Raw genomic sequence first — 26,744 nt, forward strand, 5'->3', positions numbered from 1 at the left:
GCGGCGTGCTCGATCGGAAAGTGCCACGCGCTCCCACCCGGATCTCGGGTGGGAGCTCGTGATCGGATGGCTTCAGGCGGCCGGTGCTCGCACGGTGGTCACCTGGTGGACGGCGTTGATCACCGCCGAGCGGGGTGGCATGCGGAGCACGCCGGGGGCCGGTTCGCCCGCCCAGTGCCAGCCGAGTTGGGAGTCGGTGCTGGGCAGTAGGACGTGACGGCCGCCGGGGATGACGGTGACGTGATGGCCTGCGAGGCAGCGACGGATGGAGATATCCACCGGGTTGGCCGGGCTGGGCTGGGTGACCAGGAAGGTCCAGGTGCGCTCGCCGGGATCGGCCACCACCGGGGTGGTGTAGGTCCGGTCGAGCGTGGCCAGCACCTTGCGGCCCAGTTCAGGGGGCATCACCAGGGCGCCGAGGATGGAGCCGGTGGTGATCATGGGGCGGCCTGCCAGCAACTGGACCGGTAGTCCGTAGCGATGTCGCAGTAGGTGCGCGACCTCGTGGGGTGAATGACAGCGTTCGAACATGGCTCTACTCCTCGCCGAATCCAGTGCATCCTGGGGAGATTGCGCGGGGTAGTGACACCGCGCGCGGTCCTCGGCGTAGCGGGCCGTGCTGGTCGTGCACACGCTGGGTGTGGCGTGCGGTTCCGATGAAAGATATCCCCTGCTCCAGTGCGCGATCGGCGCTTCGATCCCGCACGGCCGTGTTCGGCATGATTGTCATTGCCGCCGCCCTTTGCTGTGAAAGTTGCAGAAAGGCAACGGTATTCCAACTACGGGTGAACGAGTCGTACGCAATGTCCCACTTTCGATGAGCGCAATCCTTTAGCGTCGTACCCTGAAACGTGGACGTAACAAAGGACTCGGGTTCATGGATGATTCGTCGATCGGCGTGCGGATCCGGCTGTTCCGCGGTAAGGCGCTCACCCAGCGTCAACTCGCCGATCAGGCCGGTGTGAGCGTGGATTTGGTGCGCAAGCTCGAACAGGGCGGACGCCAGACCGCCTCGATTGCCAGCCTGCAAAAGTTGGCGCGCGCGCTGGACGTCGATATCTCCGACCTGGTCGGAAAACGCCATGGCATTCCCTCCGGAAATCCCGACGCGGGCATCGTCGCGATCCGCAGGGCACTCACCCCCGTCGACGATCTGCTCGGCGAGGTCCCCGAGGAGCACGCGGTCACCCACAACGAGGGCAGTCGCGCAGTCGATTACGCATGGGGCGCGTACTGGGCGGGCCGCTACGAGCTGCTCAGCTCGATTCTGCCCTCGGGCCTGGTCCAGCTCCGCGCGACCGTGCACGCGGCGCGCAACGGCATGGTCGCGCCCGCGAACGAACTGCTCGCCAGGATGTACTGGGTCACCGGCTGCACGCTGGTGCACCTGGGCCAGACCGACCCGGCCTTCCTGGCGATCCGGCAAGCACTCGTGGCGGCCGAGCAGGGCAACGACCCGTTGCTGCTCGCGACTATTCGCGGCTCGGTGGCCTGGCAGCTACTGGTGCAAGGCAGGTACGACGAATCACGCCGGGTCGCGCTGCGTGCGGCCGCGAACCTCGAGCCCGAGGGTGCGGAAACCCCGGCGCACCTGTCGGCCTACGGTTCGCTGGTATTGCAGGGCGCGACCGCGGCGGGACGAGCACAGAGTGTGCCCGAGGCCCGCACGCTGATCGAAGCGGCGGGCGAGGTCGCGTTGCGCATCGGCGGTGATCGCCACGACTACGAAACCTATTTCGGCCCTTCCCAGGTCGTCATGCAGACCGTCGATGTCAACGTATCCTCGGAGCGCTATCCGGAAGCTCTCGCCGCCGCGAAGGACATGCCGGCCAACTGTGGGCTCCCGCAAGCCTCCCGCGCCCGCCATCTCACCGACACCGCGGTCGCCTTGACCCGTACCGGGCAGACCGAACGCGCCCTCGACGCGCTGCTCAACGCGGAGCGGGTCGGCGGCGCGGACTGGATCAAATACCAGTCCCTGCCCCGGCACATCGTCTCCGAACTCCTCGATCATGATCGTCGAGTCCCGTTGCGCGCCTTCGCTCGTCGCATCGGGGTCAATACCTGAGCGCCGAACGGCACTGATCAGGCGGCGGCGATGCGCCACCACACGTGTTCCTAGTCGGACACCGAATCGGGGACCCGGAACCGCTCCGAGGCCCGCTCGAGGACCTCGTCGAGTACCTCGCGTGAACGCATCAGATCGGTGATGGTCCGAGTGATCCGGTCCCGCTCGGCGGCAAGTTCGTCGACCAATTCCGGCGTCGCGAACTCGTTGGCACCGCCGTCCGCGTCGCGCATGCACGGCAGCAGCTGGGCGATCTTCTTGCTGGACAAGCCCGCCGCGTAGAGCTCTTGGATGTGGATAACCCGGTCCACCGCCCATTCGGGATAGTCCCGATGCCCGCCGGGCGTGCGCTCGGCCACCAGCAATCCCTGCTCCTCGTAGTAGCGCAACGATCGTTCGCTGACTCCGGTGTGCTGCGCCAACTCACCAATTCGCATCCGCTACCTCGCATTTCGCCGCAGGACTTGAACTTCACATAGATGTCAGATTTTACCGTACTCGTATGAAGAACACAGCAGCAGCAGCGAACCTCTTCGACCCCGCCGAAGTGGGCGCCCTACAACTACCGCACCGCCTGGTGATGGCGCCGATGACCCGAAACCGCGCCGAGGCCGACGGCACCCCATCCACCCTGATGACCACCTACTATGCCCAGCGCGCCGGCGCCGGGTTGATCATCGCCGAGGCCGCAACGCCGAACCAGGTCGGCCAGACTTACACCAACATTCCCGCCATCCACACCGCCGCACATATCGAGGGCTGGCGGCGAGTCACCGACGCCGTCCACACCGCGGGCGGCCGGATGTTCCTGCAACTCCAGCACGGCGGCCGGGTCGGCCATCCCGACAACAGCGGTCTGACCCCGGTCGCACCGTCGCCCATCCCACTCGGCGAAACTATCCACACCCCGACCGGACATCAGGACGCGGTTATCCCGCACGCGCTGACCATCGACGAAATCCACGCCACCATAGCTGATTTCGCTACCGCGGCGCGCAACGCCATCGAGGCAGGTTTTGCGGGAGTGGAAGTGCACAGCGCCAATGGCTATCTGCTGCACCAATTCCTGGCCGAGAACACCAACCACCGCACCGATGGCTACGGCGGCTTGCTCGCCAACCGCATCCGGTTCACCGTCGAGGTGGTCGAAGCGGTCGCCGCCGCGATCGGACCCGAACGGGTCGGCTTGCGCATCTCGCCGGGAAACACCGTCAACGATATCGACGAGGGCGATACCGAAGCCATTTATCCCGCCCTTGTCGATGCGCTCGCCGACAAGGGTCTGGCCTATCTACACATTGTTTGGGCCGATCCCGACCAGCCCCTTTTCCACCAGCTCCGGAAGGCCTGGCCGAGCACGGTGATCGCCAATCCGAACCTCGGCTGGGGCGTCCCGCTCCCGGCAGACGGCGGCAAGTCGGCGGCCGAGCGGTTACTCGCCGCGGGTGCCGACCTCATCTCCCTCGGTCGGCCCTTCCTGGCCAACCCCGACCTGGTCGAACGACTCCGCACCGGCGCGGCGCTGAACCCCGTCCGCGATGCCCACCTCATGTACGTCGGCGGCGCGGAGGGCTACACCGACTACCCGACGCTGGCCGCTGCCGAGCAGCGCAGCGCACTGCTCGAACCAGCCGGCGCCTGAGGACCTCAGCGCTCCATGAGCTTGCGCCAATGCGCGCTCAGCGGGTGCTTCGCGGTGACGGAGCCGAAGCGGACCCGGCCGAGCACGACCAGGTGCAGTGGACCGAACGGCGGACCGGTGCGGACCTTGTTGTTGACGCTGGAGCCGATGAGGTCGAGGGCATTGAGATCGACGGTGGCCTCGGCCGGGACGATCAGGGTCAGCGAGCTGCAGTAATCGTCGACATGCAGCTCGACTACCTGCGTGGACATGATCGCCTCGGTGAAATCCAGCGTGACGCCGGAGAGCCATGTGTTGGTCTGCAGCGACGGTGCCACGTGCCAAGGCCCACGGCGATGGACGCCGGATAAGCGGCTGCGGATCACATGGCCCGGCGTCGCAGGTGAGGGGCCCGGCACCGCTGGTCCGCGCTTGGTGAACGGCGACGCGGAATTCATCAACGGCGCAGCGTTACCGAAGGTCGACGGCGCCGCGGCAGGATGCCCGACCAGCCGAACACCGGGCAGATCGATGAGCACGACATTGAGTTCGCCACGAGTCTTGGCAGCCAGCGCGGTGTCCATCCGCTCGGTGAACTCGCCGAGCGACAGCATCCCGAGCCCGACCGCGCGTTGCAACAACTGGCCGACATGCTCGCGCTCGGCATCGGAGACGCGCAACTCCCTGTTGCCCACCACATCGCCGCGGCCGACACCGTCGGCTACCGATTCGGGTCCGCCCATGAATCCGAGGTTACCGATCCCCCACACCCCACACATCAGGGCGATCCCGGATTCTCCGCACGACTTCAGTCGCACCAGCCCAGCTCCGCACCCGCTCACGATCCACACCGCGCAACGGCTACGGAGTCGTAGGCCCCGCACGCGCCCGGCTCGTTCGGTGGCGGGCCAATTCGCGTAATGGCGCAGCCAGGTACCGCTCGAGCCAGGCCGCAGTCATTGCCCGCTCTGGCGCGGCTACGTGCTATTCGAGGCCTTGTTCGATCGCGTAGCGGGTGAGTTCTACGCGGTTGGCGAGTTGGAGTTTGCGGAGGGTCGCCTGGACATGGTTCTCCACCGTGCGGTGGCTGAGGTTGAGGCGGGCGGCGATTTGTTTGGCGGACAAACCCTTTGCCACCATGCGCAGCACCTCGGTCTCCCGTTCGGTGAGCGCGGGCCGGTGTAGTTCGTCGGGCTGTGCGGGAGTTGTGGCCATGCGGCGGTATTCGCCGAGGACCAGGCCGGCGAGCCCGGGTGTGAACACGGGCTGCCCGGCAGCGGTCGCGCGGACCGCGTCGATCAGCTCGGCGACCGAAGCGCTCTTCACCAGATAACCCGAGGCGCCCGCTTTGATCGCATCCAGGACATCGTCGCGTTCGGCGGACGCGGAAAGCACGAGCACCCGGCTCTGCGGCGATACCCGCAGCACCTCGGCGGTGGCCTCGGCGCCGTTCCCGTCGGGCAGTTGCATATCCATCAGCACCACGGTGGGACGCACCGCCGCCGCCCGCCGGGTGGCGGATCCGACCCCGTCGGCGGTGGCGGCCACCTCGAATCCGGCCTCGGCGAGATCTCGGGACACGCCGTCGCGCCACATTGGGTGGTCGTCGACGACCATCACCGAAACAGGCTCGGCCGCTTGGTCATCGGTCACGCCATACCTCCTGTGTCGGCACTGTCCGCTCAGGCACGCGGCACCCGGAATTCCCATTCGGTACCGAAGCCGACCCCGCCATCGGCCTCGGTCAGCAGGTCCGCCGCCCCGCCGAGCGCGGCGATCCGGCCCACGATGGATCGTGAAACACCCATCCGCCCTTCGGCTTCGGCCTCGGCCAATCGCCCGGCCGGTATCCCGACACCATCGTCGCGCACGCTGATGATCAGCTGGTCACCGGTGTCCTCCAGCAGCACATACGCTTTCGCGTCGGCCCCGGCGTGCAGCGCGACATTGGACAGCGCTGTCGCCACAGCCGCGGCGATCTCCTGCGCGGTCCAGCGCCCGATCAACACCGGCTGGCCCGGCGTCGAGACGAACACCTTGGGCGTCGCGTGCACCGTCAACAGCGGGCGCAGATCGATATCCGCACCGCCGGCGTCCTGGCGCCCGCCTTGCTCGGAGATCAGCACCCGCAGCGCCACCTCCTGTTCCCCGGCGCGCTGCGCCAGCTCCGCGGTGGGACCGCCGATTTCGCTGCCGCGCCGCTTGATGTAGCTGAGCACCTGCAGCACGCCATCGTGCACCTCACGCGAAAGTCGTTCGCGCTCTTCGGCGGCCGCGGTCAGTCGGACCGCCCGTTCGAGCTGGTTCTGGGCGCGGCGGGCGGTATTGGCGGCAAGCCCGAGCGCCAAGCCGATGGAGACCAGCACCGGCGCCGTCGCATCGGCCCACACGTCCTGGCCCCACTGATCGCGGACCGTGACAATCACCGCCGCGATCAGCATCCCCGAAAGCACGCCGCCGATCGGACCGCGCAGGATGGCGGCCGAGATCACCGCATTGGCGGCCCACAATGTGGTCGGCAGCGTCTGATGTCCGTGGTACCAGCCGTAATCGGCGACCAGGCGGGTCGAGGCGATCAGTGCGATCACCACGACGTGGTCTCCGACGACCACCCACCGGCGCAGCCGCGCCACATCCGGAAAATGCCACACCGAGAGCATCAGCGCCGACGCGCCGGACCACACCGCCATCAAGGCGATCAGCACCCAGCTCAACCGCTGGTTCTGGTAGTAAGGCACCGACGCGATCTGCTGCCCCACCGCATAGAGCAGGGTCACCAGCCGCAGCGCCTGCGCGGCCCGCCACAGCGGTGCGGTCGCCGCATCGGTCGGGCTGAGGTCAGTCGTCGACGGCCGCATCATCGACTTCGTCCACGTGACTGCCTCGCCGGCGCTGCGACTCGGGCTTGTCCGACGACTCGGCCTGCTCGTGTTCGACCGCCTCGGCCAGCATCGCCGCCACATCGAATCGGCCCAGCTCGGGTTTGTCCGGCTCGGCGGCGTACATCCGGCCCGGTTCCCCGGTCTGCAATTCCTCGAAGACTTCCTCCGGACTGTCGGCGAGCAGTGACCGGATCGCGGTATTCATCACCGCGACGAACGGCACCGCGAGCAGACCACCGGCGATGCCACCGAGCACCACACCCGCGGTGATCGCCAACACCACCGCGAGCGGATGAATGCTGACCGCACGGCCGAGTAGCAGCGGCTGGAGCACGTGACTCTCCAGCTGCATCACCGCGATGATGATGCCGAGCACGATGAGCGCGGTGACAAAACCCTTGGTCACCAGGGCTATGAACACCGCGACGGTGCCCGCGAGGAACGCACCGATGATCGGGATGAACGCGCTGATGAACACCAGCGAGGCCAACGGCAGCGCGAGCGGCACCCCCAGGATCGCCAGCCCCGCACCGATGCCGATGGCATCCACCGCCGCCACCGCGACGGTGGCGCGCACGAACCCGACCAGCGTCCCGAACCCGAGCTGCCCGGCCGTGCGGACCCGCTCCCGGTGCGGCGTCGGCACGATCCTGGTGACGAACTCCCAGATCTGGTCGCCGCTGTACAGAAAGAAGATAAGGATGAACAGGGTCAGGAAGGTGCCGGTGAGAATGTGCCCGATCACCGTCGCGGTGGTCAGCGCCCCGCTGGTGAGACTGTCCTGATTGGACCGGATCGTCTTGACGATCGTGTCACCGGCATTGCGGATCTGTTCGTCGCTCAGATGCGGCGGACCGTTGATGAGCCAGTCCTGCACCTGGTGGATGCTGTGGGTGATCTCGTCGGACAGCTGCGGCACACCGTCGACGAACTGTTCGACAACAAAGGTCAGCACGCCCGCGACCAGGCCGAGCGACCCGGCGAGCGCGACGAAAACCCCCACCGCCCGCGGCACCCCGAGCCGCTGCATCCAGTCCACCAGTGGCGCGAGCAACGCGGCGGCCAGCAGCCCGATAGCAAGCGGGATGGCCACCGTCGCGAGTCTCTGCACAATCGCCGACAGCGCGAGTACCACCGCGAAAATGACCAACAACCGCCACGACCATGCCGCGGTCATCCGGACCAACGGGTGCACCGCCTCGGCAGGAGAGCGACTGGCAGTGCCTGTCCGCGGCGAACTCGGATTCGGGTCGGTCACGATCACGAGCGTAGTGCGCGACGGCGGCCGATGTTCGTCCTTGACCGTAGGCCGGGCCGGGCGAACGTGGGGCCGACCGGAGGCGAGGCGGCCACCGAATGGCCGAGCAGCGCCGCGAACATGCTCACATGATCGAAACGCTAGATTGGTGATCGTGTCAGCGCCACTGGAAGCGGTCAAACAGACCATGCGAACGCGCTGGCCGCTGTACCTGACATCGATGCTGTTGGCGAATGCCTTCGGCGCGGTCCTGGTCTGGGCGTTCATCCAGTACGGACTTCCGGTCCCCGAGGGCGAGCAGACCGGTGCGCGGCGCACCGGTCTGCTGATCCCGGTCCTGGTCTTCGTGACCGGCGGCCTGCTCAGCCTCGGCGCATCGGCGTTGATGCTGCGCCCGGTGATGCGCTGGCAGATGCGCGGTGGTCCGCCGAGCAGACAGGAGCAGATGGCCGCGCTGCACGCACCGCTGCGGCAGGCCATCGTGCACCTGACACTGTGGCTGGTCGGCGGCGCCATCCTGGCCGCGACCATCATCGTCGACGCGCCCGAACTGGCCGGGGCCGTCATCGTCACCGAATGCATGGCCGCCACCATCGTGTTCGGCTTCACCTACATGCTCGGCGAACGTATCCTGCGCCCGGTCGCCGCGGAGGCGCTGACCGAGGGCACCTTCGATCACACGCTGACTCCCGGCGTCGGCACCCGAATGGGCATGACCTGGGGCATGGGCACCTTCGCGCCCACCATCGCCATCGTGCTGCTGTGCGTCACCCAGATTTCCTCGGACGTGAAGTTCTCGGCGCAGTCACTGGCCATCTCGATTCTGCTGCTGTGCGGCGTAGTGATCATGCAGGCGCTCGCGTTGTCGATGCTCACCGGTTCCAGCATCTCCGACCCGGTGCGCCAGCTCAGCCAGGCCATCGACCGGGTGCAGGAGGGCGCCCGCGACGTCCAGGTCGAAGTCTTCGACGGCAGCGAGATCGGTCTGCTGCAGGTCGGGTTCAACCGGATGATGGAAGAGGCCGCCAAGCGCCGCCAATTGCAGGAGCTGTTCGGCCAGCACGTCGGCGAGGAAGTCGCGCAGCGCGCCCTCGACTACGGCACCGAACTGGGCGGCGAAACGCGATTTGTCGCCGTGCTGTTCGTCGACATGGTCGGTTCCACCGCGACCGCGGCCGAGCGGCCGCCGACGGAGGTGGTGAGCCTGCTCAACGAGTTCTTCCGGGTCGTCGTCGATGTCATCGACCGCCATCACGGCTTCGTCAACAAGTTCGTCGGCGACGCGGCTCTGGCCATCTTCGGCGCCCCGCTGGACCGCCCCGACGCGCCGACCGCCGCGCTCGCCGCCGCCCGCGAATTGCGCGAAGCCCTCCGTGAAGTTCCAGGACTCGATATCGGCATCGGTGTTTCGGCAGGGCTTGCCGTCGCCGGAAATATCGGTGCCGCAAACCGTTTCGAATACACGGTGATCGGTGATCCGGTCAACGAAGCATCACGTCTGACCGAACTGGCTAAAGATCAACCGGGGCGTGTACTCGCCTCCGGGAGCGCGCTCTATTTCGCCGATGAGAGTGAGCAGCACCTCTGGGAAACCGGCGACGAGGTACAGCTGCGCGGACGGCGCAGAAAAACTCGATTGGCCTGGCCGCAGGATGGCATCGACCCGCACGCCGCCACAAACAGCGAAACGGCCGATTCGTTGGGCTGACCGGGTTGCGGCCAACGGGCGAGCCTGCGCTGTAGCCGGTCCATAAGCCGGAGCGTGGCACATTTCACGCGGTATCTCTCGGCGGCACTGCGCCGGGGCAGGTGTCGCGGCGCGATGTGGCACCGCTGCCCGATTACGCTGGCGCGGGTGAACAAACTGGTGCCGTTGGCGGTCGATGCACTGCTGGTCATCCTGTTCTGCGCGATCGGACGGCGCAGTCACGACGAGGCGGTACTCACCGGATTGCTGAAAACGTTGTGGCCTTTCGCCATCGGTCTTGCGATCGGCTGGGTGATTGCGATCGTCGTTTCCAGTCGCATGCCCGGTGCGACGGAACGTGCCGGCCGCGTCGACGGAACCGCCTTGTGGCCCACTGGGATTCTGGTCTGGCTCGGCACCCTCTGCGGCGGCATGCTGCTGCGGGTGGTCAGTGGTCAGGGCACGGCAATCAGTTTCGTCCTGGTCGCGGCAACCGTGCTCGCCTTGTTCCTGCTGGGTTGGCGAGCGGCGATCAAGGCGCTGAACTAGCACGTCGATTCGCATGGCGCACCGCCTGGCTGAACCAACCCCAGCCCCGCCGAACTGGTCGGCGGGGCTGGGGTTTTCACACTCGATCAGGCGGTCTTGGGCGTGGCCCGGGTACCGACGTAGACGCAGGGGATGCCATTGGCCAGGGTGGAGAAGATCACCGGCATGTAGCCCTCACTGAAGGAGGGGCCCGCGCCGGTTCCGGCCCATACGGTCTCCGACACCGGGATCAGGTCGATATCCAGGGGCGGCGACATGTCTTTCATGTCGTCGACGAATTCATAGAGCATGTGCGCCTTGCCGTCTCGCTCGCTCACGGTGATGACGACGCCCGCACGCTTGTACGTGCCGATGTGCGGTGCGATGTCGATCGCCGGCGGCGCTGCGGCGGGCCCGAACGGCTCGGGCATCGTCACCCCGGCAAACTCCCGCAGCAGTTCCCGGAACAGGTCGGCATACAGCTGACGGGCGCCGCCGCCGTTGGTCAGCAGCACCACCGCCACCCCGGCCGACGGGACAATGCGTAGGTAGCCGTATTGGCCGACGGCCGCGCCGTCGTGACCGAAGCCGCCGACACCGTTCCAGTCGTTGAGCACCCAGCCGAGGCCCTGGCCGTCACCACTGACGGTCCACTTGTCGGGGCAATCGATCTCGCGCCGTTGCATTGCCGCGGCGGACTCGGCACTGAGCACACGGGTGCCGTCCGATGCGGCGCCGCCGGCGAGATGCATCTGCGCGAACCGGACCATATCGCCTGCACTGGAGATGATTCGGCCCGCGGGGCCCGCCGAACGCGGCATCAGATCCCAGGCCGGCGCCGGGTCCGGGTCCATGCCTGCCTCGCCGAGGTGGCTCATCGCGGTGCGCAACCGCAGTGCCTGCTCCGGCAATGTCACGGTGCGTTCGAGACCGAGCGGGATGGCAATTCGATCCTGAACAGCCTGATCCCAGGTCGTTCCGGTCAGCACCTCGATCATGCGGCCCATGACGACATAGCCGACGCCGCCATAGGAGAACGCGGTCCCCGGCGGGCAGTCCAGTGCCACCTCCCGGGCCGCCGCAACATATTTGGTCAGACAGTCGTCACCGCGGCCGGTGTCCAGGTTGAAGTCGTTGGTCAATCCGGCGGTGTGCGACAGCAATTGCCGGGTGGTAATCGTCTTGGTGGCCTCCGGATCCGGTACCGCAAACTCGGGCAGCACGTCGATCACCGGCGCGTCCAGGTCGAGCTTTCCCTCATCGACGAGCTGCATGATCATGGTGGCCGTGTAGACCTTGGCGATCGAACCGCACAGGAACACCGAGTCGGTCGTCACCGCCACGCCGGTGCCGCGATGCAGCACCCCGCTGGCCAGCTCATAGACCTTTCCGTCGACCAGGAACGCCAACCCCGCGCCGGGCACATGATGGGCGGCGCGCAGCTCATCGAGTCGCGCCTGCCAGTGGGCGAGGTCCAAGCCATCGACGGCCGTCGCGGGACGGTCGACCGGCCCGGCGGCAACTATCTGGTTCCCGGAGCTCGCGGTTCCCCAGTCGCCCTTGGCTTCCCAGTTACCGGTGGTGTCCCAGCTGATGTTCTTCGACATGATCACTCCTCTGCTCCCCATCGTTGCGCACGATGTTCTCGCTCTGCGAACACCGTACGCTTAGTGGAACGCTATGTGCAATTGCGCACGGCGTTTTTCTCGAATCGGCAGGTCAGAACGACATCAGCCAGGACGAGCTCAGATGCGCTCGAGCCCCGCAGCTCCGCGAAACCCCGGCGACGATCTCTGCGCGAACGCCACAGACGTGCACCAGGTCTGCGCCTCGACGCCCGGCGCGGGCAGCGCGGCGGGATAGGAGAGGCGACGAGCACAGCCCGTACACAGCGCGCAGCACGCCTGCTCGTCGCGCAAGAGTTCGACCGGACACCAGACGCCCGAGCGAAGCCACCCGGCACAACCACAATCCCGCGGATACGAGTGACCGACCGGCGGACTCGGCTGCTATGAACGCACGAACCGACCGACCGCCTCAGCGATCCTTACGTTTCGGGACTGACCAGTGCCTGGAGCAATCGAGCAGCCATGCGCGCCGTGGCGTCACTGCTGTCGACATCGTTGATATGAATCGCGAAGGCCAGGTCGCCCATGTTCGCGATCAGCCAGCCGTCCGGTCCGGCAGTCGCGGCGAAGCCGGCGACGTCGCGGTAGCCGCGCAGACTCGCGACCTCCGGCCGACCCGCGGCGTCGCGCAGGAAGCCGCGCAGTCGATCGGTGATCTCCGGGGTCAATGCCGCGAATTGCGCGTCGGTCGTGCCGGGCCGCGCGACCTCGATCATCGGCGGCGGCACCGCGCCGCGCGCGATCGCGGCGGCGGCGATGGCCATCCCGAACGGGCTGGCGAGCACCGCGTCGTTGCCGCCGCCCTGACTCACCTGTTCGGCGCTGCGGCCCGCGATCGCCAGGCGTCCGGTGACCTCGTCCAGTCCGGCAACCTTGAAATCGACGCCGACGCCGAGCATGGTCGCGGACTCCGCCGCATCCTGCACCGAGATGTCCTGCGGCGCCTTACCCTTGGTCACCGCGGCGATATTGCGGAACAGTTCGATGTTCCCGCCGACCGGATACAGGCCGGTGAACGCGACCGGGCCGTGCTCGCTGGCCTGACTGTTCTGCGCGGCCGCGACAACCGCGCCGGTGGACGGCTGAATCGCCACGATGGAGGCCTGTGTCGCCGCGCTGACCACCGCATCCTCGGCGGCACGCTGCAGACGCTGATCCATGGTGGCCGCGATATCCGGCCCCGGCGGGCCCTGCTCGCCGGCGATCTGGCCGACCAAGCGGCCGTCTTGCTCGAAAATCTGCACGCCCCATCCGGAGTGCGCCTCCTGGCTGTCCTGCTGCACCTTGCGCAGCGCGTCCAGCAGTGGCGACCACACCCGGCGATCGGCGGAGATGAGCCGTGGCTGCTTCTCCATCACCACGCCCGGAATCGGGGCCATCAACGGTTCCAGGATGGCGAAGTCGGGTTCGCGCAAGTTCACCGCGACGATCGGCTTGCCCTGCGAGCTCGACAGCTGCTGCATCAGCGACGGCCCGGTGATCAGCGGCGCGACCGGCTCGATGGCCTTGGCCAGCGCGTCGGAGGAGGCGATCGGGTTGGGCAACTTGGCAGGGTCGAGCTTGATCACGTTGATGATCTGCTCGGTCATCAACGGTTCACCGACAATGTCGGTGACACGCGGGGCAGGCAAGGCGGTGGTGCGCACCAACCGGACCGTTCGATTGTGACCCAGCTGCGGCATGACGACCGCGGGATCCCAGGAGATCCGCCAACCGATCGCCAATTTCCGCACATTGCCCTGCAGGCTGTATTTCCAGCTCTTCTTCTCGCCGAAGTTCCAGTCGACATCCATACTGAAGAGCGCCTCATCGGCGTCCAGGCTGATGAATTGGGTCTTTTTGTAGTCGACCTTGCCCGGCCGCAGGCCCTCGAACATTTGCTTCAGCGTTGCGGAGGCCGCGTTCGGGTACGACGTCAGCTCCGATGCCTTGACGTGGTCCTGATTGTCCAGGAGGTCGGTGAAGCGCTCGACAACCGCTTCGGGTTCATTCGGAGTCTGTTGGGATCCACACGATCCCATCGTGAAAGCCAGCACCGCTGCCCCCGCGAGTGCGATAGCGCTCCGGACGCGAAAGCGGCGGGATCCCCTCACATCCATGTCGCCCACTCTTCACTCTTGTCACTCCGGTAACAAGACCACCGTACCTGAAGGTAACTGCCTGCGGTGCCACCGCAACCGAGGACGTTACCCATGCTCAGCATCCCAATTGTGCCCGAAGTCCTGCGCTCGGGAGGCCAATCATGGACGGTGTTCTGTCACAAGACGACAAACCGGCGCCGCTACCGTACCGGTCGGAATGAAAACTCGGGCGATAACAGCTCACGTCGGCGTTTCGGGACCCGACCAGCCCTGTCGACCAAGCGAACCCGCAGCCGCAAGTACTCGATGGACACGATTTGAAACCTGTTCGCACAGAGCGGAACCACTTTCTCCGTTTACGTCGTAATCTTGTAATCAGGTAACCACAGCAGCGCAGTAAGTTAGGTGATTCCCAATGAGAAACGAACATCGGGGACGGGGTTTCGGACGACCGGGCGGCTGGCAGCAGGCCGATCTGCCCGATCCCGCAGACGTTCCGGACTGGTTCGCCGGACGGTTGCCGAGCGACTGGTTCACCGGATCCCCCGTCATCGAAATCGACCGCGACGAGATCGTCGTCGTCGGCGAACTCCCGATCCCTCAGCCCGAGAAGTCCACGGACTCCGAGTCCGAGACGGACACCGCAGACAAGGTTCCGAACGCGACCAAAGAAGGCGCCATCGCCCGGTTCCGCGAATCCACCCGGTCTGCTCGGATGCAGATCGCCAATGAGGCACAGCAGCGGTACGGCCGCAGCGTCGCTTGGGGCGTCTCGGTCGATGGGCAGCGATACCTCTTCACCCACCTGGCCGTTCCGGTCATGACCCGGCTGCGCCAGCCCGAGCGCAAGGTGCTCGACACACTGGTCGATTCGGGCGTGGCGCGCTCGCGCGCCGACGCACTGGCCTGGACCGTGAAACTGGCGGGCAAGCACGCGGAAGCCTGGCTCGAAGAGCTGCGTGGCGCGATGCGCAAGGTCGACGACCTGCGTTCGGAAGGTCCGAAGGGGCTCTGAGCGGTTCGGACTAAGGTTGCCTGCATGGCAGCCACCGCCTCCACGGACCAGGGTCCGATCCTGGTCCTCAACGGCCCGAACCTGAATATGCTCGGCACCCGCCAGCCGGAGGTCTACGGGTCGGCGACACTCGACGATGTCGTCGAACTGTGCAAGCGGACCGCCGCCCGGTACGGCCGTGAGATCACCGCGTTCCAGTCGAATTCCGAAGGCGCGCTGATCGATCGGATCCACCGGGCGCGCGGCGCCGAATCGGCCATCGTCATCAATCCCGGCGGGCTGACGCACACCTCGGTCGCGCTGCGGGACGCGCTGGTGATTCCGGAGATCCCCATCGTGGAGGTACACATCAGCAATGTGCACGCCCGCGAGGAGTTCCGTCATCACTCCTATATTTCACCGATCGCCACCGCGGTCGTGGCCGGGATGGGCATCCACGGGTACGCCGCGGCCATCGAATTTCTGATCAACGGTTAGTACTCCACAACTTTCCACACGCTGTGGACGGCTGTGTCTCAGGAGAGCCGGAAGACCGGGAAGCCGGGGGCGATGGCGGCGAGTTCGGCGTCGGTGGCGCCCTTGGTGACACCCTCGAAGAACTTGCCGACTTCCCAGCCCCAGCGCTGCAGGTAGAGCCGCAGCAGCGGGACCTTGTTCTCGTCCGCCACCTCGACGGCGGTGAATTTCTCGACCTTCCGGCCCAGCCGCAGCTCCCCGTCGCCCGACACGCGCAGGTTGCGCACCCACTGGGTGTGTCCACGCGGCGCGACCAGGTATCGCGTGCCATCCACATCCGTCAACAGGTTCACCATCGTGGTTCGCCATTCACCACTCTTGCGCCCGCGCACCGCGAGCAGCCGCGATCCCAGCACGCTGATCCCGAGCCGAGGCAGCCAGTTGAAGACCTTGTTCATGATCGGATCGATGCCGGTCGGGCCGATGTAGCGGGTGCTGGCGTTCATGACGACTCCTGATTGTGAGCACTGCTCTCCGTTGAGAAGAAGTGTGCCACCGAACCGGCAGAAAAACAAGAGCACCGCTCTCAAAAAGATTGAAGTGGCATGGCTCACAACCAAGGCCGTCGAGGCATGGGCTGGGCGCGGTCCTTCAGTACGCTGAGCGTCGGGAAATGTTGTGCAGCTATGAATGCGGGATCGAAGGGTTGGATCAGTCGATGATGAGGCGTGACCACTGCCGGCAGACCACCATCGAACAGACTCTGGATCCCTGGGCGGCGCTGGTTATTTCGTAGTTCGCCGGTGCTGAACTCGCGGCCGCTGGAGTTTCCGCGAAAGGGCCCAGCGCTTTTCGTACTCGCCGGCAGCGCACTGTTGGCGGTGATCCTGGTTTTCGCCACCGTCGATCCATGGCTCGAGCGGGCGGGGATTCTGGCAGGCGGGCTCGACGTGCACGTCTACCGAGACGGCGCCTGGCGAATCCTGCACCGGCTGCCGCTCTATGACGAGCCGACCATGTTCGGGCTCCTGTACACCTATACGCCGTTCTCGACCATCGCATTCATCCCCGTCTACTTGGTGCCGTGGGCCTACGTCACGAACACGTGGCTGGTGGTGAACCTCGGCGTGCTGTTCGCGAACGTCCTGATGGCGTGGCGGATACTCGGCTATCGGCTCGACGCCCGACTCGCAGGCGTCAGTGCCCTCCTTGCACTCACCTGTGTCTTCATCGAGCCCGTCCGCACCACCCTGTACTACGGGCAGATCAACCTGGTGCTGATGCTGTTGGTGCTGTGGGATTTCTCCCGCGCCGATCGCGCCGGGTTGCGTGGCGTCGCTGTCGGGCTGGCCGCGGGAATCAAGCTGGTCCCGCTCTACTTTGTCGCGCAGTTCATCGTGCTCCGGCAATGGCGCTGTGCTGCCACCGCGTCGGTGGTTTTCGCGGCGTCCATCGGGCTCACCTGGATCGTCCTGCCCGCCGATTCCGAGCAGTACTGGACTTCGACGTTCTTCCAGTCCAATCGGATTGCCGTGGACAATAACCCGGCCAATCAATCCCTTCGCGGTGTCATCGCACACCTCACCGGCCAGCCCGCGCCGGTGTGGCTGTGGCTACTCATCGCGGGCATCGTTGCGGGCGTGAGCCTGGCCGTCACCGCGGGCCTGCACGAACACGGCGAACGCCTACTCGCGGTGACGCTCGCCGGGCTCACCGCCTGCGCGATATCGCCGTTCTCCTGGGGCCACCACTGGGTGTGGTTCGTGCCCTTGTTCGTCTACCTGCTCCACAAGGCGCTGTCGCAACCACGGTGGTGGATCGCCGCGACAGCCCTGTTTCTATCGATCGGCGCCTGGGCCTACCACTGGAGCGCAGACTTCGTGACGATCGGGGTATTCATGCTTCCGCCGTCATGGCCGGTCGCACAAATCCTGATGAATGCCTACGTCATCGCCTACTTCGCCGTGCTCGGCGGCGCGATCATCCTGCTCGCCCGCCTGCCCCGCACCCTCGCAACGCCACGACCACTAGGCCCCCTGAAGCGTCGGATACGAAAATCACCCCAGGTATCCTGACCGCTCACCCGAGTTCGAGGAGCCGCATTGTTCAAGGTCAACGAGTACTTCGACGGCAACGTCACGTCGATCGCCTTCACGACGCAGCAGGGACCGGCGACCGTCGGCGTCATGGCCGTCGGCGAGTACGAGTTCGGCACCTCCCAGCTCGAGATCATGCAGGTGGTCTCCGGCGCACTCACCGTCCAGCTGCCCGGCAGCGATGCGTGGGAAACCTTCGCGGCGGGAACACAATTCACCGTGCCGGGCGATAGCAAGTTCCAGGTCAGGGTCGAGGTCGAGACCGCCTACCTGTGCGAGTACCGCTGACGCCAGGCCGTCGCTTCCGGCAGATCGCATACCTGGAGACATTGTCAATTTCTGTGGACAGGGCCGGTTTGTAGGTCATCGGGGTTGATGTCGAGGTTGCGTTCGGCGGTGTTGCGGACTCGTCGGGTTCGTCCGGCGCCGGCGAGGATCGTCAGGGCCTGCGGGGATGTCATGCTCCTGGACACTTTGCGCTGCAACCAGTCCGAGGAACTGATAAGCGCGTCGGGCTGCCACGGCTCGGAAAGCGTGATGGCCCGCAACAGCGACCACTCGTGGATTCGCTGCACGATGAACGGATACTCCTCAACGGCGTCGGTCATTGCCTGTGCCCAAGCCGGGTACCCGGGTTCGTCAAGCAGCGCTATTGCCCGCCGGTCGATGTGCCCGACCACTGCGGACTGCGCCATTACCTGGTCCGAGTCATCGAGAACGGCTGTCACCAGCGCGGGTTCGCCGGTATCCGGGACCGTCGTCAAGGCGTGCTGATAGCGCATCCAACGGGCGTGCTCGTCGGGGAGTCCCGTGCATTCTGAGTGGCCCATGTTCGGCCTAGAAATCAACCATCAGCTGATCGCAAAGCGAACCTTTGCCCTCGCATGACGCCGCGTCAGCCGACAGAGGCCAAGAGGTTTTCGCGCAGCTCGTGACGGTTCTTGTCCCCCCAGGCCTCCAGCGGGCGTAGCGCGACATTGAGTTCCTCGCCGAGCGGAGTGAGGGAGTACTCCACGCGTGGGGGGATTTCGGGGAAGACTTCGCGATGGACGATGCCGCTGGACTCGAGTTGCCGGAGGTTCTCGGCGAGGACCTTTTCGCTGACGCCTTCCAGTAGGCGGCGGATCTGGCCGAAACGCTGCGGGCCCGCGCCGAGGACCCACATCAGATGCAGCTTCCACTTGCCGCCGACCACGTCGATCGCCATGGACATGCCACACACGTCATCGTGATCCGTATCACTACCCATGTCCACCGCGCTCCTTCTGACCTTATTTCGAACCTTTAGGTAAGCAACCCCACCTGAACGTTCGGTCTTCCCGACTCTACCTGCGGCAACGACTATTGATCACGGCGCCGACAGCAACCGATCGAGAACAGAAGAGGCACATAATGTCCGAGCAGACAAGCATTCGCTCCGTGTCCGTCGTCGGCCTCGGGCCGATGGGGCAGGCGATGGTGCGGGCCTTCCTGGCGGCGGGCGTCGAGGTGACGGTGTGGAATCGGAGCACCGCCAAGGTCGACGCAATGGTCGCACTCGGCGCCAAGCGCGCCGCCACCGTTGCCGAGGCGCTCGACGCCAACGAGGTGACCGTGCTCAGCCTCACCCACTACGCCGCCATGTACGACGTGCTCGGTCCGGCCACCGACCACCTGGCGGGCAAGGTCATCGCCAATCTGTCGTCGGACTCACCGGAGAAAGCACGGGCAGGCGCAACCTGGGTGCGTTCGCATGGCGCACAGTTCATTTCGGGTGGTGTGATGTCGGCGGGTGACAACATCGTGCACCCCGCCTCCTACATCTTCTACAGCGGTCCACGGGAAGTCTTCGAGGCGCACGCCGAACTGTTGCGTCCGCTGAGCCCACAGGAGTACCTCGGCGCAGACGATGGTCTGGCCCAGATCTTCTACCAGGCGCTGCTGATCATTTTCCATCCGTGGCTGCTCGCCTTCGACCAGGCAACAGCCGTGATCGAGCGCTCCGGCCACGACATCGACCAGTTCGTACCGTTCGCCATCCGGTCCAGCGAGGCGTTCCCCTACTTCATGACCGAATTCTCCGCCGCCAATAAAGCGGGTGGCTGGGCCGATCTGGCGAGCCTGAAGATGATGGATGCCGGCGCGCAGCACATCATCGATGCCAGCGAGGAAGTCGGTGTCGACGCGACGTTCTCGCATACCGCACAGGCCTACTGGCGCAAGGCCGTTGCCGCCAGCGAGCAGGCGGGCAAGCCGGTGTCCACCTACGAGCTCATCCGCGGCACGCAGGCAGCCGAGGCGTAGGGCAGGACCGGTGCGGCTCGCTCAGGCGGAGGCCGCAGAGCCGAGGCGCGGGAAGGGGGCGGTGGAGAAGACGACCTCCACCGCCACTTCGAAGTACGCGGCGATGCGCAGCGCCAGATGCAGGCTCGGGCTGTATTCGCCGCGCTCGAGATAACCGATCGTCTGGTAGTGCACGCCGAGCGCCTCGGCAAGCTCCCTGCGGGAGATGCCGCGCTCGGCGCGCAACATGGCGATCCGGTTGTAGATGACTTCAGTAGGCACGCGCCATAGCCTTCTCCCGGCGGGCGGCGACCCTGGAACCGGACTCGCCGCGGGCCATCCGCCGCAAGACAATCGGCGCGACGGCCAAGCCGAAGATCGCCCAAATCACCAGCATGCCAATGGTTTCCAGGTGACGCCAGGATTGCTGGAGTTCGATGGCGACCGCGTCGGCGGGGAGCATGGCCGAGCGCATGCCCAAGCCGAGCCAATAGACCGGGAAGAACTGCGCGATGCCTTGCACCCAGCCGGGCATCGACGTGATGGGGTAGAAGATGCCGGAAATCGCGGTCAGCCCCATGATCGGCATCGAGACGAAGCCGATGGCGCGGGGGCTGTTGAATGCCGATCCGATGATGGCGCCCAGTGGCAGTGTCGCGAGCATCCCGAGTGCGAGCACCCAGGCCAGGGTCAGCCAGGCGCCGGCGGTGTTCATCGCCAGTCCGTCGGCCAGGAACAGCCCCGGGATCAGCACGATGACGAACGGGATGAGCACCCAGCCGGTCACCGTGACGATCTTGCCGATGAGATAGCCGACCATGCCGTTCGGGATTGCCTTGGCGCGCAGCAGAGTTCCGTCTTCACGTTCCAGCGCGAGCAGCTGTGCCATGCCGAAGATCCCGTTCACCGCGACCAGCATGCCGAGGATGCTCGGCAGCGCGAAAGCGCCCAGCGCAACCCCACCTGCCTCCAGGGTTCCATTACGCATGAAGAACAGCACAACGATCATCACCACTGGCCAGAACAGCAGGCTGAACAGGTCCGGACCGCTGGTGAGCGCCTGGCGCAGTTCGGTAAGGCCGCGCGTCACTCCCGCGCGGACCGCGGTGTTCATCGGATTCATCGCGTCACCTCTGCCAATTGGTGGACCTCATCCCCGGCCCGGCCGGATTCGAATTGCTGCACCAACGTCATATACGTGTCCTCGAGTGAGGCTCGCCGGACCTCCAGCTCATCGATCTCCTCGCCGTGCTGCTTGAACAGCTCGTAGACGAACTTGGTCGATTCGGTGGTGGTGTGGACGAAACGCTGCCCGTCCCTGGTCCAGCGGATCTCGGCTTCGCCTGCGATGCGGCGCGAGAGTTCGTCGGCAGAGCCGTCGGCGATGATGCGCCCGCCCGCGAGGATCAGGATTCGATCGGCGAGTTTTTCGGCCTCGTCCAGATCGTGGGTGGTGAGCAGGATGGTGGTCTGGTGATCGTCGGCGAGGCGGTGCACCAGGTCGTGGAACTCGCGCCGCGCCTCGGGATCGAATCCCGCGGTCGGCTCGTCCAGGAAAAGCAACTCGGGGCGGCCGACAATGCCGATCGCCACGTCCAGCCTGCGTCGTTGGCCGCCGGACAGGGTCATCACTTTGCTGTTCGCCTGTTCGGTCAGCCCGACCGCCGCGACGAGTTCGTCTGCGTCCCAGGGGCGTCGGATACGGTCGGTGCTGTAGGGCGCGTAGTAGGAGCCCAGATGTGCGAGCAGTTCACGGACCCGCCACTTCCCGTGATCACGCCACGATTGCAGCACCACGCCGATGCGTGCCCGCCAGGCTTCGTTGCCGTGCACCGGGTCTACGCCGAGCACCTCGACGCGCCCTGCCGAGCGCATACGGAAGCCTTCCAGTATTTCGATGGTGGTGGTCTTACCTGCGCCGTTGGGTCCGAGCAGCACCAGAACTTCGCCGTGCCGCGCCCGGAAACTCACCTCGTGCAGGACATCTTTCGTGCCATACCGCATTCGCAGTTTTTCGACGTCGAGCACGACGCCGTCACCCACTGTCATGCTTTCTCCCCATAATGAGAACTAGATGCTTTGTAGCATACCTACTACATAGCGCCGCGACAATGCTCTTGCGGGCCGAGCACCGCTGGATATGCAACCGAATGGCTACCGAGAAGCTGTGGCAGGCCTTGACCGACCCGGCCTTCGCCGACCGCTACTGGGGCGCGAGCTTCGAAACCGATTGGCGACCGGGCTCGGAGATGGCCTGGAAGCAGCAAGACTGGACCAGCAAAGACCCCGAACAGGTTGTCCTGGAATCAGATCCGGACCGGAAGCTGTCCTACACCTGGGTATGGCGCAGCCCGTTGATCAGTTCTCCAGATGGTCAACGGCGATCTGGGCACCGACTCGCTCGAGCAGCGGTGCCGCCTCGGCCATCGACCGCGCGCTGTCCGGTTCCAGGTCGGCCAGGGAATAACAGGCCGTGAAGCCGCCCGCGCGGATCTCGGTCGGGGTAAGCAGCGTGCGACCGACCGCGGCGACCGTGGGGACACCGGCTTTGCGCGCCGCCGCGCAGACGCCGATCGGGGCCTTGCCGTGCAGGCTCTGGGCATCGAGGGCGCCTTCACCGGTGACGACGAGGGTCGCGCCGTCGAGGCGGCTCGGGAAATCGAGCAGCTCGAGGATGACCTCGATGCCGCTGCGGACCTGAGCGCCGAGCACGGCGAGTGCGCCGAATCCGGTTCCGCCCGCCGCGCCCGCGCCGGGGTGGTCGGCGCACTCGGCGCCGACGATGGTTGCCCAATTGGCCAGTGCCGCTTCGAGAATCAAAAGGTCGTCGACTGTTGCACCCTTCTGCGGCGCATACACCGCGACTGCGCCGGTCGGGCCGAGCAGCGGATTGTCGACATCGCAGGCCACGGTGAATTCGGTGGCGGCGATGCGAGGATGCAATCCGGATCGGTCCAGCCGTGCCGCGTGGGCCAAAGCGGCTCCGCCGGTGGGCAATTCGTGGCCGCCACGGTCGAGCACCCTGGCCCCGAGCGCCCGCAGCATGCCTGCTCCGCCGTCGGTCGACGCGCTGCCGCCGAGACCGAGCACGATATTCGTGACACCTCGGTCCAGCGCGTCCGCGATGACGATGCCGAGCCCGTCGGTGCTCGCGCCGAGTGGATCGAGCTGTCCGCCAGGTAGTTTCACCAATCCGACGGCTGCGGCCAATTCGATCACCGCGGTCGCACCGCGCACCGCGTAGGGCGCGGTCGACGGTTCCCCCGTCGGGCCCGGTGCGGGCACCACGATGCGTTCCCAGCCCGCCGCGACGAAGGCGTCGACGGTGCCGTCGCCGCCGTCGGCGACCGGGACCTGTTGGATCTGCGCCTCCGGCGCGGCGCGGGTGATGCCCGCGGCCAGCGCCGCCGCCACCTCGGGTGCGGTCAGCGATCCCTTGAACTTGTCCGGGGCGATCAGCACTCGGAGCGCGGGGGTCATCTCCACATTGTCGCCGCGCGCACCGGGCGCTCGCACGTCAACTGGTCGGCAGGGGGGCCTGATCGGCATTGCTGATGGTGACCTGACCGGTGCGCAAGTAGGTCATGACGGCCTCGTCGAGAACGGAGTTGCCGCGCCCGAAGGTGCCGTGATCGCCGCCTTCGACGGTGATCAGCGATCCGTCGAGTGCACGGGCCATCGCCGGTCCGCCCTCGTATTTCGTCAATGCGTCGTGCCTGCTCTGCAGCAGCAGCGGCGGGGTGCCCAGGTCCCGGCCCGCGATCGGCACCGGCTTGGTCACCGGTCGCCAGGATCCGCAGGTCATTCCGGAACGGACCATATCGGCGCGGGCATCCATGGCATTGCCGCCGGAGGCGATGGTGCCGACCGCGGCGCCGAGCAGTTCGGGCCTGCCGGGCACGGCGTTCTCGTTGCAGGTAATGGCGGCGAAGACGAAGCGGCCGGTGGGATCGGTGCTGGTCGCGCCCTCGATCGCGCGCAACTGCGCCACGTTGGCCGGATCGGCGTTCGCCTCGGCCATCGCCTTCGCGAAGACGGGCCAGAAGGTGCGGGTGTAGGTGGCGACCGCGGTCGCGCCGACCAGCGGCACCTGCGCGGAAGCGCCGCCGGAAATCAAGGTGCGCAACAGATTCTGCACCTTGCCCGCCTGCTCCATGCTGCCGTTGAAGCCGTCGCGGGCGATCTCGGCGATCGGCTCGGGCAGCGTGCCCGGCAGATCGGAGACGCTCGCGGGCGGCGGGGTCAGGTTTGCGTACCAGCCACCGCCCTGGTCGGCGACCAGTCGCACCCAGTTCTGATAGACCTGGAATGCGGTGTCGCCGAGGCGGTACCGGCCGTTGTGCTCGGCAATCCAGGCGAACAGGTCGTCGAGGCGCTGCTTGCCGGCAACCTGTTGCTGGGCGAATTCCTCGGTCCACACCCAGTCGGGATTGACGTTGGAGTCCAACACCATCCGATCGACGTGCGCGGGAAACAGCGAGGCGTAGACCGCGCCGAGATAGGTGCCGTAGGAAATGCCGAGGTAGCTGATTCGTTCCACTCCGAGCGCCGCGCGCACCGCGTCCAGGTCGCGGGCCGTGCTCTCGGTGGTGATGGTGTCCAGGTAGCCGGGCAGTGCGGCGTCGCAGGCTTTCTTGATGGCGTCGCGACTCCCGCCGCCGAGCGAAACCTGCTCGCCCTCAGCGGCATTCGAGTCGGCGGAGCAGCGGAGCGGGGTGGCCCAGCGCAGGCCGCGCGGCTGCACGGCGACGCGGTCGTAGTGGGCGTTGAGCTCGGCGGGCATCGTATCGAGCCGCCGCGCCCAGTAGTCGAGCGTGTCCGCGCCGGGCCCACCGGGGTTGGCCATGATGACGCCGTGGCGCTGCTGTGTCGCCGCGATCCGGCTGACGGTCAGTTCGATCTGCGGCCCGTCCGGGTCCGCGTAGTTCATCGGCACCGAGACGACGGCGCATTGCACACCGCGCTCCGGCATGACCGACCCATCCGGGCAGGCCCCGAAGGCTGCGGCGGGCGCGGCGTCGGCAAGTCCTGTCGCGATCGATCCGCCGAGCAGGCTCGCCACGACCAGTGCGGCCGCCACTCGCGAAATACGCAGTGTCCTCATCATCTTTCGTACCTCCGCCGAGCCGCCGCTCCTGGCGGAGCGTCCGGTGCGACCAAGAGCATTCTGCCAGTCCGGGCCCGGCAGACAAGTCGAGGGCGAGATTTCACCACGCGAGTGGTGCGAAACATGGTGATTCGGGCGCATCAGAGTAGCGTCGAGCCATGTCGACTGAGGTCCGTAACAACACGGCACTGGAGCGCTACGAGATTTATGTCGACGGCGCCATCGCCGGTTACGCCGAATACCAGGACACCGCTTCCGAACGCGCGTTCGTGCACACCGAGATCTATCCGCGGCACGAGGGCCAGGGCTACGGCCGCGTGCTGGTCGAGGCCGCGCTGCGCAACACCCATGAAGAGGGCTTCGGTGCCTTGCCGATGTGCCCGATGGTGCATCACTTCATCGAAAGCCGGCCCGAGTTTCTGGTGATGGTGCCGCACTGGGCGCGTGAGCGACTCGGATTGCCTCAGTAGGCGGCAACGGCGCCGTCGAGCGCCCGCTGTAGATCTGTGTGCGCCAGCCGGGCGATCTCCGCTGGACGGGCGGGCAGCTCGGTGATCGGCACCCCGAAGTAGACGCTGGCCGACTTGGCCTCCTCCTTGGTGACCGCAATGGTGGGATCCGGTCGCGTTCCGTAGCTCAGACCCATACTGACCAGTGCGGGCTCGGCCCCGAGCTTCATTGCGCGGAAGGCGATGTGCCCGATCCCGCTGCCGACAGCCTGCACCTGGGTCTGGTCGACCTCATTGCAGGTGCCTTCGGGAAAGACGGCGATGCCGTCACCGGCCGCCATCCGCTCGGCGCAGATATCTATCATGCGCTGACCCGCCGCGTTCACCGCCCGCAGGCCGTGGTCCTTGCCGCGGAACACCGGGATCCCGCCCATCATGTCGACCTTGCGGCGCTGGTCGGGATCGAGGAAGAGCTCGTCCTTGGCCAATACCCGGACCCGACCGATCACCCGGCGCAGTTCGCTGCGCCATGCTCCGGCGGCGACGGTATACGGATCGGATTCCGAGAGATGGTTGATCGCGACGAGCAACGGCCGCCCCTGGGCGATCAGGTCGTGCAGCAGCTCACGCGCACCATCGGCGTAGGCGACCCGGGGATGGTATCGACGCCCGAGTAGTGCGTAGGCGCCCCATGCTTTGAGGCGGTTCTGTTTGTGATCGCGATAGAAGTCGTACACAGCATCCGCATTGTCGAGGAGAACCTCGGGTCTATCCATGTCGCCGACTCTAATGCCACTGCTGGACGGAGTCTGCCGACAGTTGCGTCGGGCCGAGCGAAGGCAAGGCGCCCGGGTGTTCCCCGAATCGGGCACCCCGCTTGACCGACGAATGGTCCGCGCCAGTGCGATGATGGCTGGGTGGCACGCGCAGATGACCCGGATGAGAGGCAGACTCGCGGCGGGCACGGCGACCGAAAGCGGCGCGACGCCCGGCACGGCGAGCAGGTCGTTCGTGCGGGCACTCTGCTGGTCTCGGCCACCGAGCTCGTCGAACCGACCTTCCGGCGCACTGTCGTCTACATCATCGAACACAACGAGGCGGGCAGCTTGGGCGTCGTGCTCAACCGCCCGAGCGACACCGCGGTGCACGACGTGCTCCCCAAATGGACCGACGCCGCGGCGGCGCCGCGCACCCTGTTCATCGGCGGCCCGGTCAAGCGGGACGCGGCGCTGTGCCTCGGCACGGTCCGAGTGGGCGCCTCGATCGACGGGGTACGTGGGCTGCGCCGGATCGACGGTCGGGTGGTGCTCGTCGATCTCGACGCGGACCCCGAGCAGATCGGCCCGCTGATCGAGGGCCTCCGAATTTTCGCAGGCTACGCGGGCTGGACCTTCGGGCAACTGGAGGGCGAACTGCAGAACGAGGACTGGATCGTGCTTTCGGCACTGCCCTCGGACCCGATCAGCACCGGCCGCCCCGACCTGTGGGCCCACGTGCTGCGCCGCCAGCCGTTGCCCCTTTCACTGCTGGCCACACACCCGATCGAACTAGAGCGCAATTGACATGTGCCCTCGCGTTGAACCAAAAACCCGGCCTGTGTCGTGGG

29 protein-coding genes are annotated in these 26,744 nt (G+C 66.3%); 12 read left to right on the forward strand and 17 right to left on the reverse strand.

The genetic code is table 11. From position 1 onward, the window contains the following. Nucleotides 1-72: 72 nt before the first annotated feature. Nucleotides 73-531 (reverse strand): hypothetical protein, encoded by a 459-nt coding sequence (locus tag OHQ90_RS03565; protein ID WP_328407283.1) that lies wholly within the window; start codon nt 529-531, stop codon nt 73-75. A gap of 346 nt (nt 532-877) precedes the next feature. On the opposite strand from OHQ90_RS03565, the gene OHQ90_RS03570 reads away from it, so the two are divergent. Then, nucleotides 878-2,068, forward strand: coding sequence for a helix-turn-helix domain-containing protein (locus tag OHQ90_RS03570; RefSeq protein WP_328407285.1), 1,191 nt, complete (start codon nt 878-880; stop codon nt 2,066-2,068). 50 nt (nt 2,069-2,118) lie between these two features. Here OHQ90_RS03570 and OHQ90_RS03575 read toward each other — a convergent pair whose 3' ends face one another. Beyond that, nucleotides 2,119-2,505 (reverse strand): MerR family transcriptional regulator, encoded by a 387-nt coding sequence (locus OHQ90_RS03575; RefSeq protein ID WP_328407287.1) that lies wholly within the window; start codon nt 2,503-2,505, stop codon nt 2,119-2,121. A gap of 65 nt (nt 2,506-2,570) precedes the next feature. On the opposite strand from OHQ90_RS03575, the gene OHQ90_RS03580 reads away from it, so the two are divergent. Continuing rightward, the gene (locus OHQ90_RS03580; protein ID WP_328407289.1) at nt 2,571-3,710 is read left to right on the forward strand and encodes an alkene reductase; all 1,140 of its coding nucleotides are present in this window, start codon (nt 2,571-2,573) and stop codon (nt 3,708-3,710) included. Between the two features lie 5 nt (nt 3,711-3,715). On the opposite strand, the gene OHQ90_RS03585 is transcribed toward OHQ90_RS03580, so the two are convergent. From OHQ90_RS03585 to OHQ90_RS03600, 4 genes are all read right to left on the reverse strand, one after another. Next, nucleotides 3,716-4,384: a DUF1707 SHOCT-like domain-containing protein gene (locus tag OHQ90_RS03585; protein ID WP_328412513.1), complete on the reverse strand. Its 669-nt coding sequence runs from the start codon at nt 4,382-4,384 to the stop codon at nt 3,716-3,718. A 289-nt stretch (nt 4,385-4,673) separates the two neighbouring features. Then, nucleotides 4,674-5,306, reverse strand: a complete 633-nt coding sequence (locus tag OHQ90_RS03590; protein ID WP_328412515.1) for a response regulator transcription factor — start codon at nt 5,304-5,306, stop codon at nt 4,674-4,676. A gap of 65 nt (nt 5,307-5,371) precedes the next feature. Continuing rightward, entirely contained in the window at nt 5,372-6,547 is a 1,176-nt protein-coding gene (macS, locus tag OHQ90_RS03595; RefSeq protein ID WP_328412517.1) for a MacS family sensor histidine kinase, read from the reverse strand. After that, a complete protein-coding gene (locus OHQ90_RS03600) occupies nt 6,528-7,748 on the reverse strand; it encodes an AI-2E family transporter (protein ID WP_328412518.1) in 1,221 nt (406 codons plus the stop codon). Before OHQ90_RS03600 ends, macS begins: the two co-directional genes overlap by 20 nt. A gap of 268 nt (nt 7,749-8,016) precedes the next feature. Here OHQ90_RS03600 and OHQ90_RS03605 point away from each other — a divergent pair, with 268 nt between their 5' ends. Both OHQ90_RS03605 and OHQ90_RS03610 read left to right on the forward strand, forming a co-directional pair. Then, nucleotides 8,017-9,537: an adenylate/guanylate cyclase domain-containing protein gene (locus OHQ90_RS03605; RefSeq protein WP_328412519.1), complete on the forward strand. Its 1,521-nt coding sequence runs from the start codon at nt 8,017-8,019 to the stop codon at nt 9,535-9,537. Between the two features lie 114 nt (nt 9,538-9,651). After that, nucleotides 9,652-10,065, forward strand: coding sequence for a DUF3054 domain-containing protein (locus OHQ90_RS03610; RefSeq protein WP_442941441.1), 414 nt, complete (start codon nt 9,652-9,654; stop codon nt 10,063-10,065). Between the two features lie 86 nt (nt 10,066-10,151). On the opposite strand, the gene OHQ90_RS03615 is transcribed toward OHQ90_RS03610, so the two are convergent. Then, the gene (locus tag OHQ90_RS03615) at nt 10,152-11,651 is read right to left on the reverse strand and encodes a serine hydrolase domain-containing protein (RefSeq protein ID WP_328407294.1); all 1,500 of its coding nucleotides are present in this window, start codon (nt 11,649-11,651) and stop codon (nt 10,152-10,154) included. Nucleotides 11,652-12,091: 440 nt separating this feature from the next. Beyond that, nucleotides 12,092-13,771 carry an NTF2-like N-terminal transpeptidase domain-containing protein gene (locus tag OHQ90_RS03620; RefSeq protein WP_328407296.1) on the reverse strand — a complete coding sequence of 560 codons (1,680 nt, stop codon included), beginning with the start codon at nt 13,769-13,771 and terminating at the stop codon, nt 12,092-12,094. A 397-nt stretch (nt 13,772-14,168) separates the two neighbouring features. Here OHQ90_RS03620 and OHQ90_RS03625 point away from each other — a divergent pair, with 397 nt between their 5' ends. Then, nucleotides 14,169-14,768 (forward strand): hypothetical protein, encoded by a 600-nt coding sequence (locus OHQ90_RS03625; protein WP_328407298.1) that lies wholly within the window; start codon nt 14,169-14,171, stop codon nt 14,766-14,768. Nucleotides 14,769-14,792: 24 nt separating this feature from the next. Further along, a complete protein-coding gene (aroQ, locus tag OHQ90_RS03630; protein ID WP_328407300.1) occupies nt 14,793-15,245 on the forward strand; it encodes a type II 3-dehydroquinate dehydratase in 453 nt (150 codons plus the stop codon). A gap of 38 nt (nt 15,246-15,283) precedes the next feature. Here the strand turns inward: aroQ and OHQ90_RS03635 are convergent, their stop codons facing one another. Continuing rightward, nucleotides 15,284-15,730 (reverse strand): nitroreductase/quinone reductase family protein, encoded by a 447-nt coding sequence (locus tag OHQ90_RS03635; RefSeq protein WP_328407302.1) that lies wholly within the window; start codon nt 15,728-15,730, stop codon nt 15,284-15,286. A gap of 297 nt (nt 15,731-16,027) precedes the next feature. Between OHQ90_RS03635 and OHQ90_RS03640 the strand changes: the two genes are divergently transcribed. Next, nucleotides 16,028-17,299: a glycosyltransferase 87 family protein gene (locus OHQ90_RS03640; RefSeq protein ID WP_328407304.1), complete on the forward strand. Its 1,272-nt coding sequence runs from the start codon at nt 16,028-16,030 to the stop codon at nt 17,297-17,299. A 27-nt stretch (nt 17,300-17,326) separates the two neighbouring features. Beyond that, nucleotides 17,327-17,608 carry a pyrimidine/purine nucleoside phosphorylase gene (gene ppnP, locus OHQ90_RS03645; RefSeq protein ID WP_328407306.1) on the forward strand — a complete coding sequence of 94 codons (282 nt, stop codon included), beginning with the start codon at nt 17,327-17,329 and terminating at the stop codon, nt 17,606-17,608. Between the two features lie 44 nt (nt 17,609-17,652). Here the strand turns inward: ppnP and OHQ90_RS03650 are convergent, their stop codons facing one another. Next, nucleotides 17,653-18,150, reverse strand: a complete 498-nt coding sequence (locus OHQ90_RS03650; protein ID WP_328407308.1) for a hypothetical protein — start codon at nt 18,148-18,150, stop codon at nt 17,653-17,655. Between the two features lie 65 nt (nt 18,151-18,215). Further along, complete coding sequence (locus OHQ90_RS03655; RefSeq protein WP_442941305.1) at nt 18,216-18,569, reverse strand: winged helix-turn-helix transcriptional regulator; 354 nt, start codon at nt 18,567-18,569, stop codon at nt 18,216-18,218. 143 nt (nt 18,570-18,712) lie between these two features. Here OHQ90_RS03655 and OHQ90_RS03660 point away from each other — a divergent pair, with 143 nt between their 5' ends. Next, nucleotides 18,713-19,603 carry an NAD(P)-dependent oxidoreductase gene (locus OHQ90_RS03660; RefSeq protein ID WP_328407312.1) on the forward strand — a complete coding sequence of 297 codons (891 nt, stop codon included), beginning with the start codon at nt 18,713-18,715 and terminating at the stop codon, nt 19,601-19,603. Nucleotides 19,604-19,624: 21 nt separating this feature from the next. Here the strand turns inward: OHQ90_RS03660 and OHQ90_RS03665 are convergent, their stop codons facing one another. Genes OHQ90_RS03665 through OHQ90_RS03675 form a run of 3 tightly spaced genes read right to left on the reverse strand, consistent with a single transcriptional unit; the run spans nt 19,625 to nt 21,631 of the window. Beyond that, the gene (locus tag OHQ90_RS03665; RefSeq protein ID WP_328407314.1) at nt 19,625-19,864 is read right to left on the reverse strand and encodes a helix-turn-helix transcriptional regulator; all 240 of its coding nucleotides are present in this window, start codon (nt 19,862-19,864) and stop codon (nt 19,625-19,627) included. Continuing rightward, nucleotides 19,854-20,705 carry an ABC transporter permease gene (locus OHQ90_RS03670; protein ID WP_328407315.1) on the reverse strand — a complete coding sequence of 284 codons (852 nt, stop codon included), beginning with the start codon at nt 20,703-20,705 and terminating at the stop codon, nt 19,854-19,856. The genes OHQ90_RS03665 and OHQ90_RS03670 overlap by 11 nt, the downstream gene beginning before the upstream one ends. Beyond that, nucleotides 20,702-21,631: an ABC transporter ATP-binding protein gene (locus tag OHQ90_RS03675; protein WP_328407317.1), complete on the reverse strand. Its 930-nt coding sequence runs from the start codon at nt 21,629-21,631 to the stop codon at nt 20,702-20,704. The genes OHQ90_RS03670 and OHQ90_RS03675 overlap by 4 nt, the downstream gene beginning before the upstream one ends. A 101-nt stretch (nt 21,632-21,732) precedes the next feature. On the opposite strand from OHQ90_RS03675, the gene OHQ90_RS03680 reads away from it, so the two are divergent. Beyond that, nucleotides 21,733-22,059 (forward strand): SRPBCC domain-containing protein, encoded by a 327-nt coding sequence (locus OHQ90_RS03680; protein WP_328407319.1) that lies wholly within the window; start codon nt 21,733-21,735, stop codon nt 22,057-22,059. On the opposite strand, the gene OHQ90_RS03685 is transcribed toward OHQ90_RS03680, so the two are convergent. Together OHQ90_RS03685 and OHQ90_RS03690 are read right to left on the reverse strand one after the other, a co-directional pair. Further along, on the reverse strand, nt 21,941-23,062 hold the full coding sequence (locus OHQ90_RS03685) for a glycerate kinase (protein ID WP_328407321.1): 1,122 nt from the start codon (nt 23,060-23,062) through the stop codon (nt 21,941-21,943). The two genes, OHQ90_RS03680 and OHQ90_RS03685, sit on opposite strands and share 119 nt — an antisense overlap. 37 nt (nt 23,063-23,099) lie before the next feature. Beyond that, a complete protein-coding gene (locus OHQ90_RS03690; protein ID WP_328407324.1) occupies nt 23,100-24,689 on the reverse strand; it encodes an alpha/beta hydrolase in 1,590 nt (529 codons plus the stop codon). Between the two features lie 158 nt (nt 24,690-24,847). Between OHQ90_RS03690 and OHQ90_RS03695 the strand changes: the two genes are divergently transcribed. Then, the gene (locus OHQ90_RS03695; protein WP_328407325.1) at nt 24,848-25,159 is read left to right on the forward strand and encodes a GNAT family N-acetyltransferase; all 312 of its coding nucleotides are present in this window, start codon (nt 24,848-24,850) and stop codon (nt 25,157-25,159) included. Here OHQ90_RS03695 and OHQ90_RS03700 read toward each other — a convergent pair. Beyond that, nucleotides 25,153-25,914: a lysophospholipid acyltransferase family protein gene (locus OHQ90_RS03700; protein WP_328407327.1), complete on the reverse strand. Its 762-nt coding sequence runs from the start codon at nt 25,912-25,914 to the stop codon at nt 25,153-25,155. The two genes, OHQ90_RS03695 and OHQ90_RS03700, sit on opposite strands and share 7 nt — an antisense overlap. 141 nt (nt 25,915-26,055) lie before the next feature. On the opposite strand from OHQ90_RS03700, the gene OHQ90_RS03705 reads away from it, so the two are divergent. Continuing rightward, nucleotides 26,056-26,700, forward strand: coding sequence for a YqgE/AlgH family protein (locus tag OHQ90_RS03705; protein WP_412001456.1), 645 nt, complete (start codon nt 26,056-26,058; stop codon nt 26,698-26,700). Nucleotides 26,701-26,744: the final 44 nt, after the last annotated feature.

The sequence above is a fragment of the Nocardia sp. NBC_00403 genome, from assembly GCF_036046055.1.
GTDB lineage: Bacteria > Actinomycetota > Actinomycetes > Mycobacteriales > Mycobacteriaceae > Nocardia.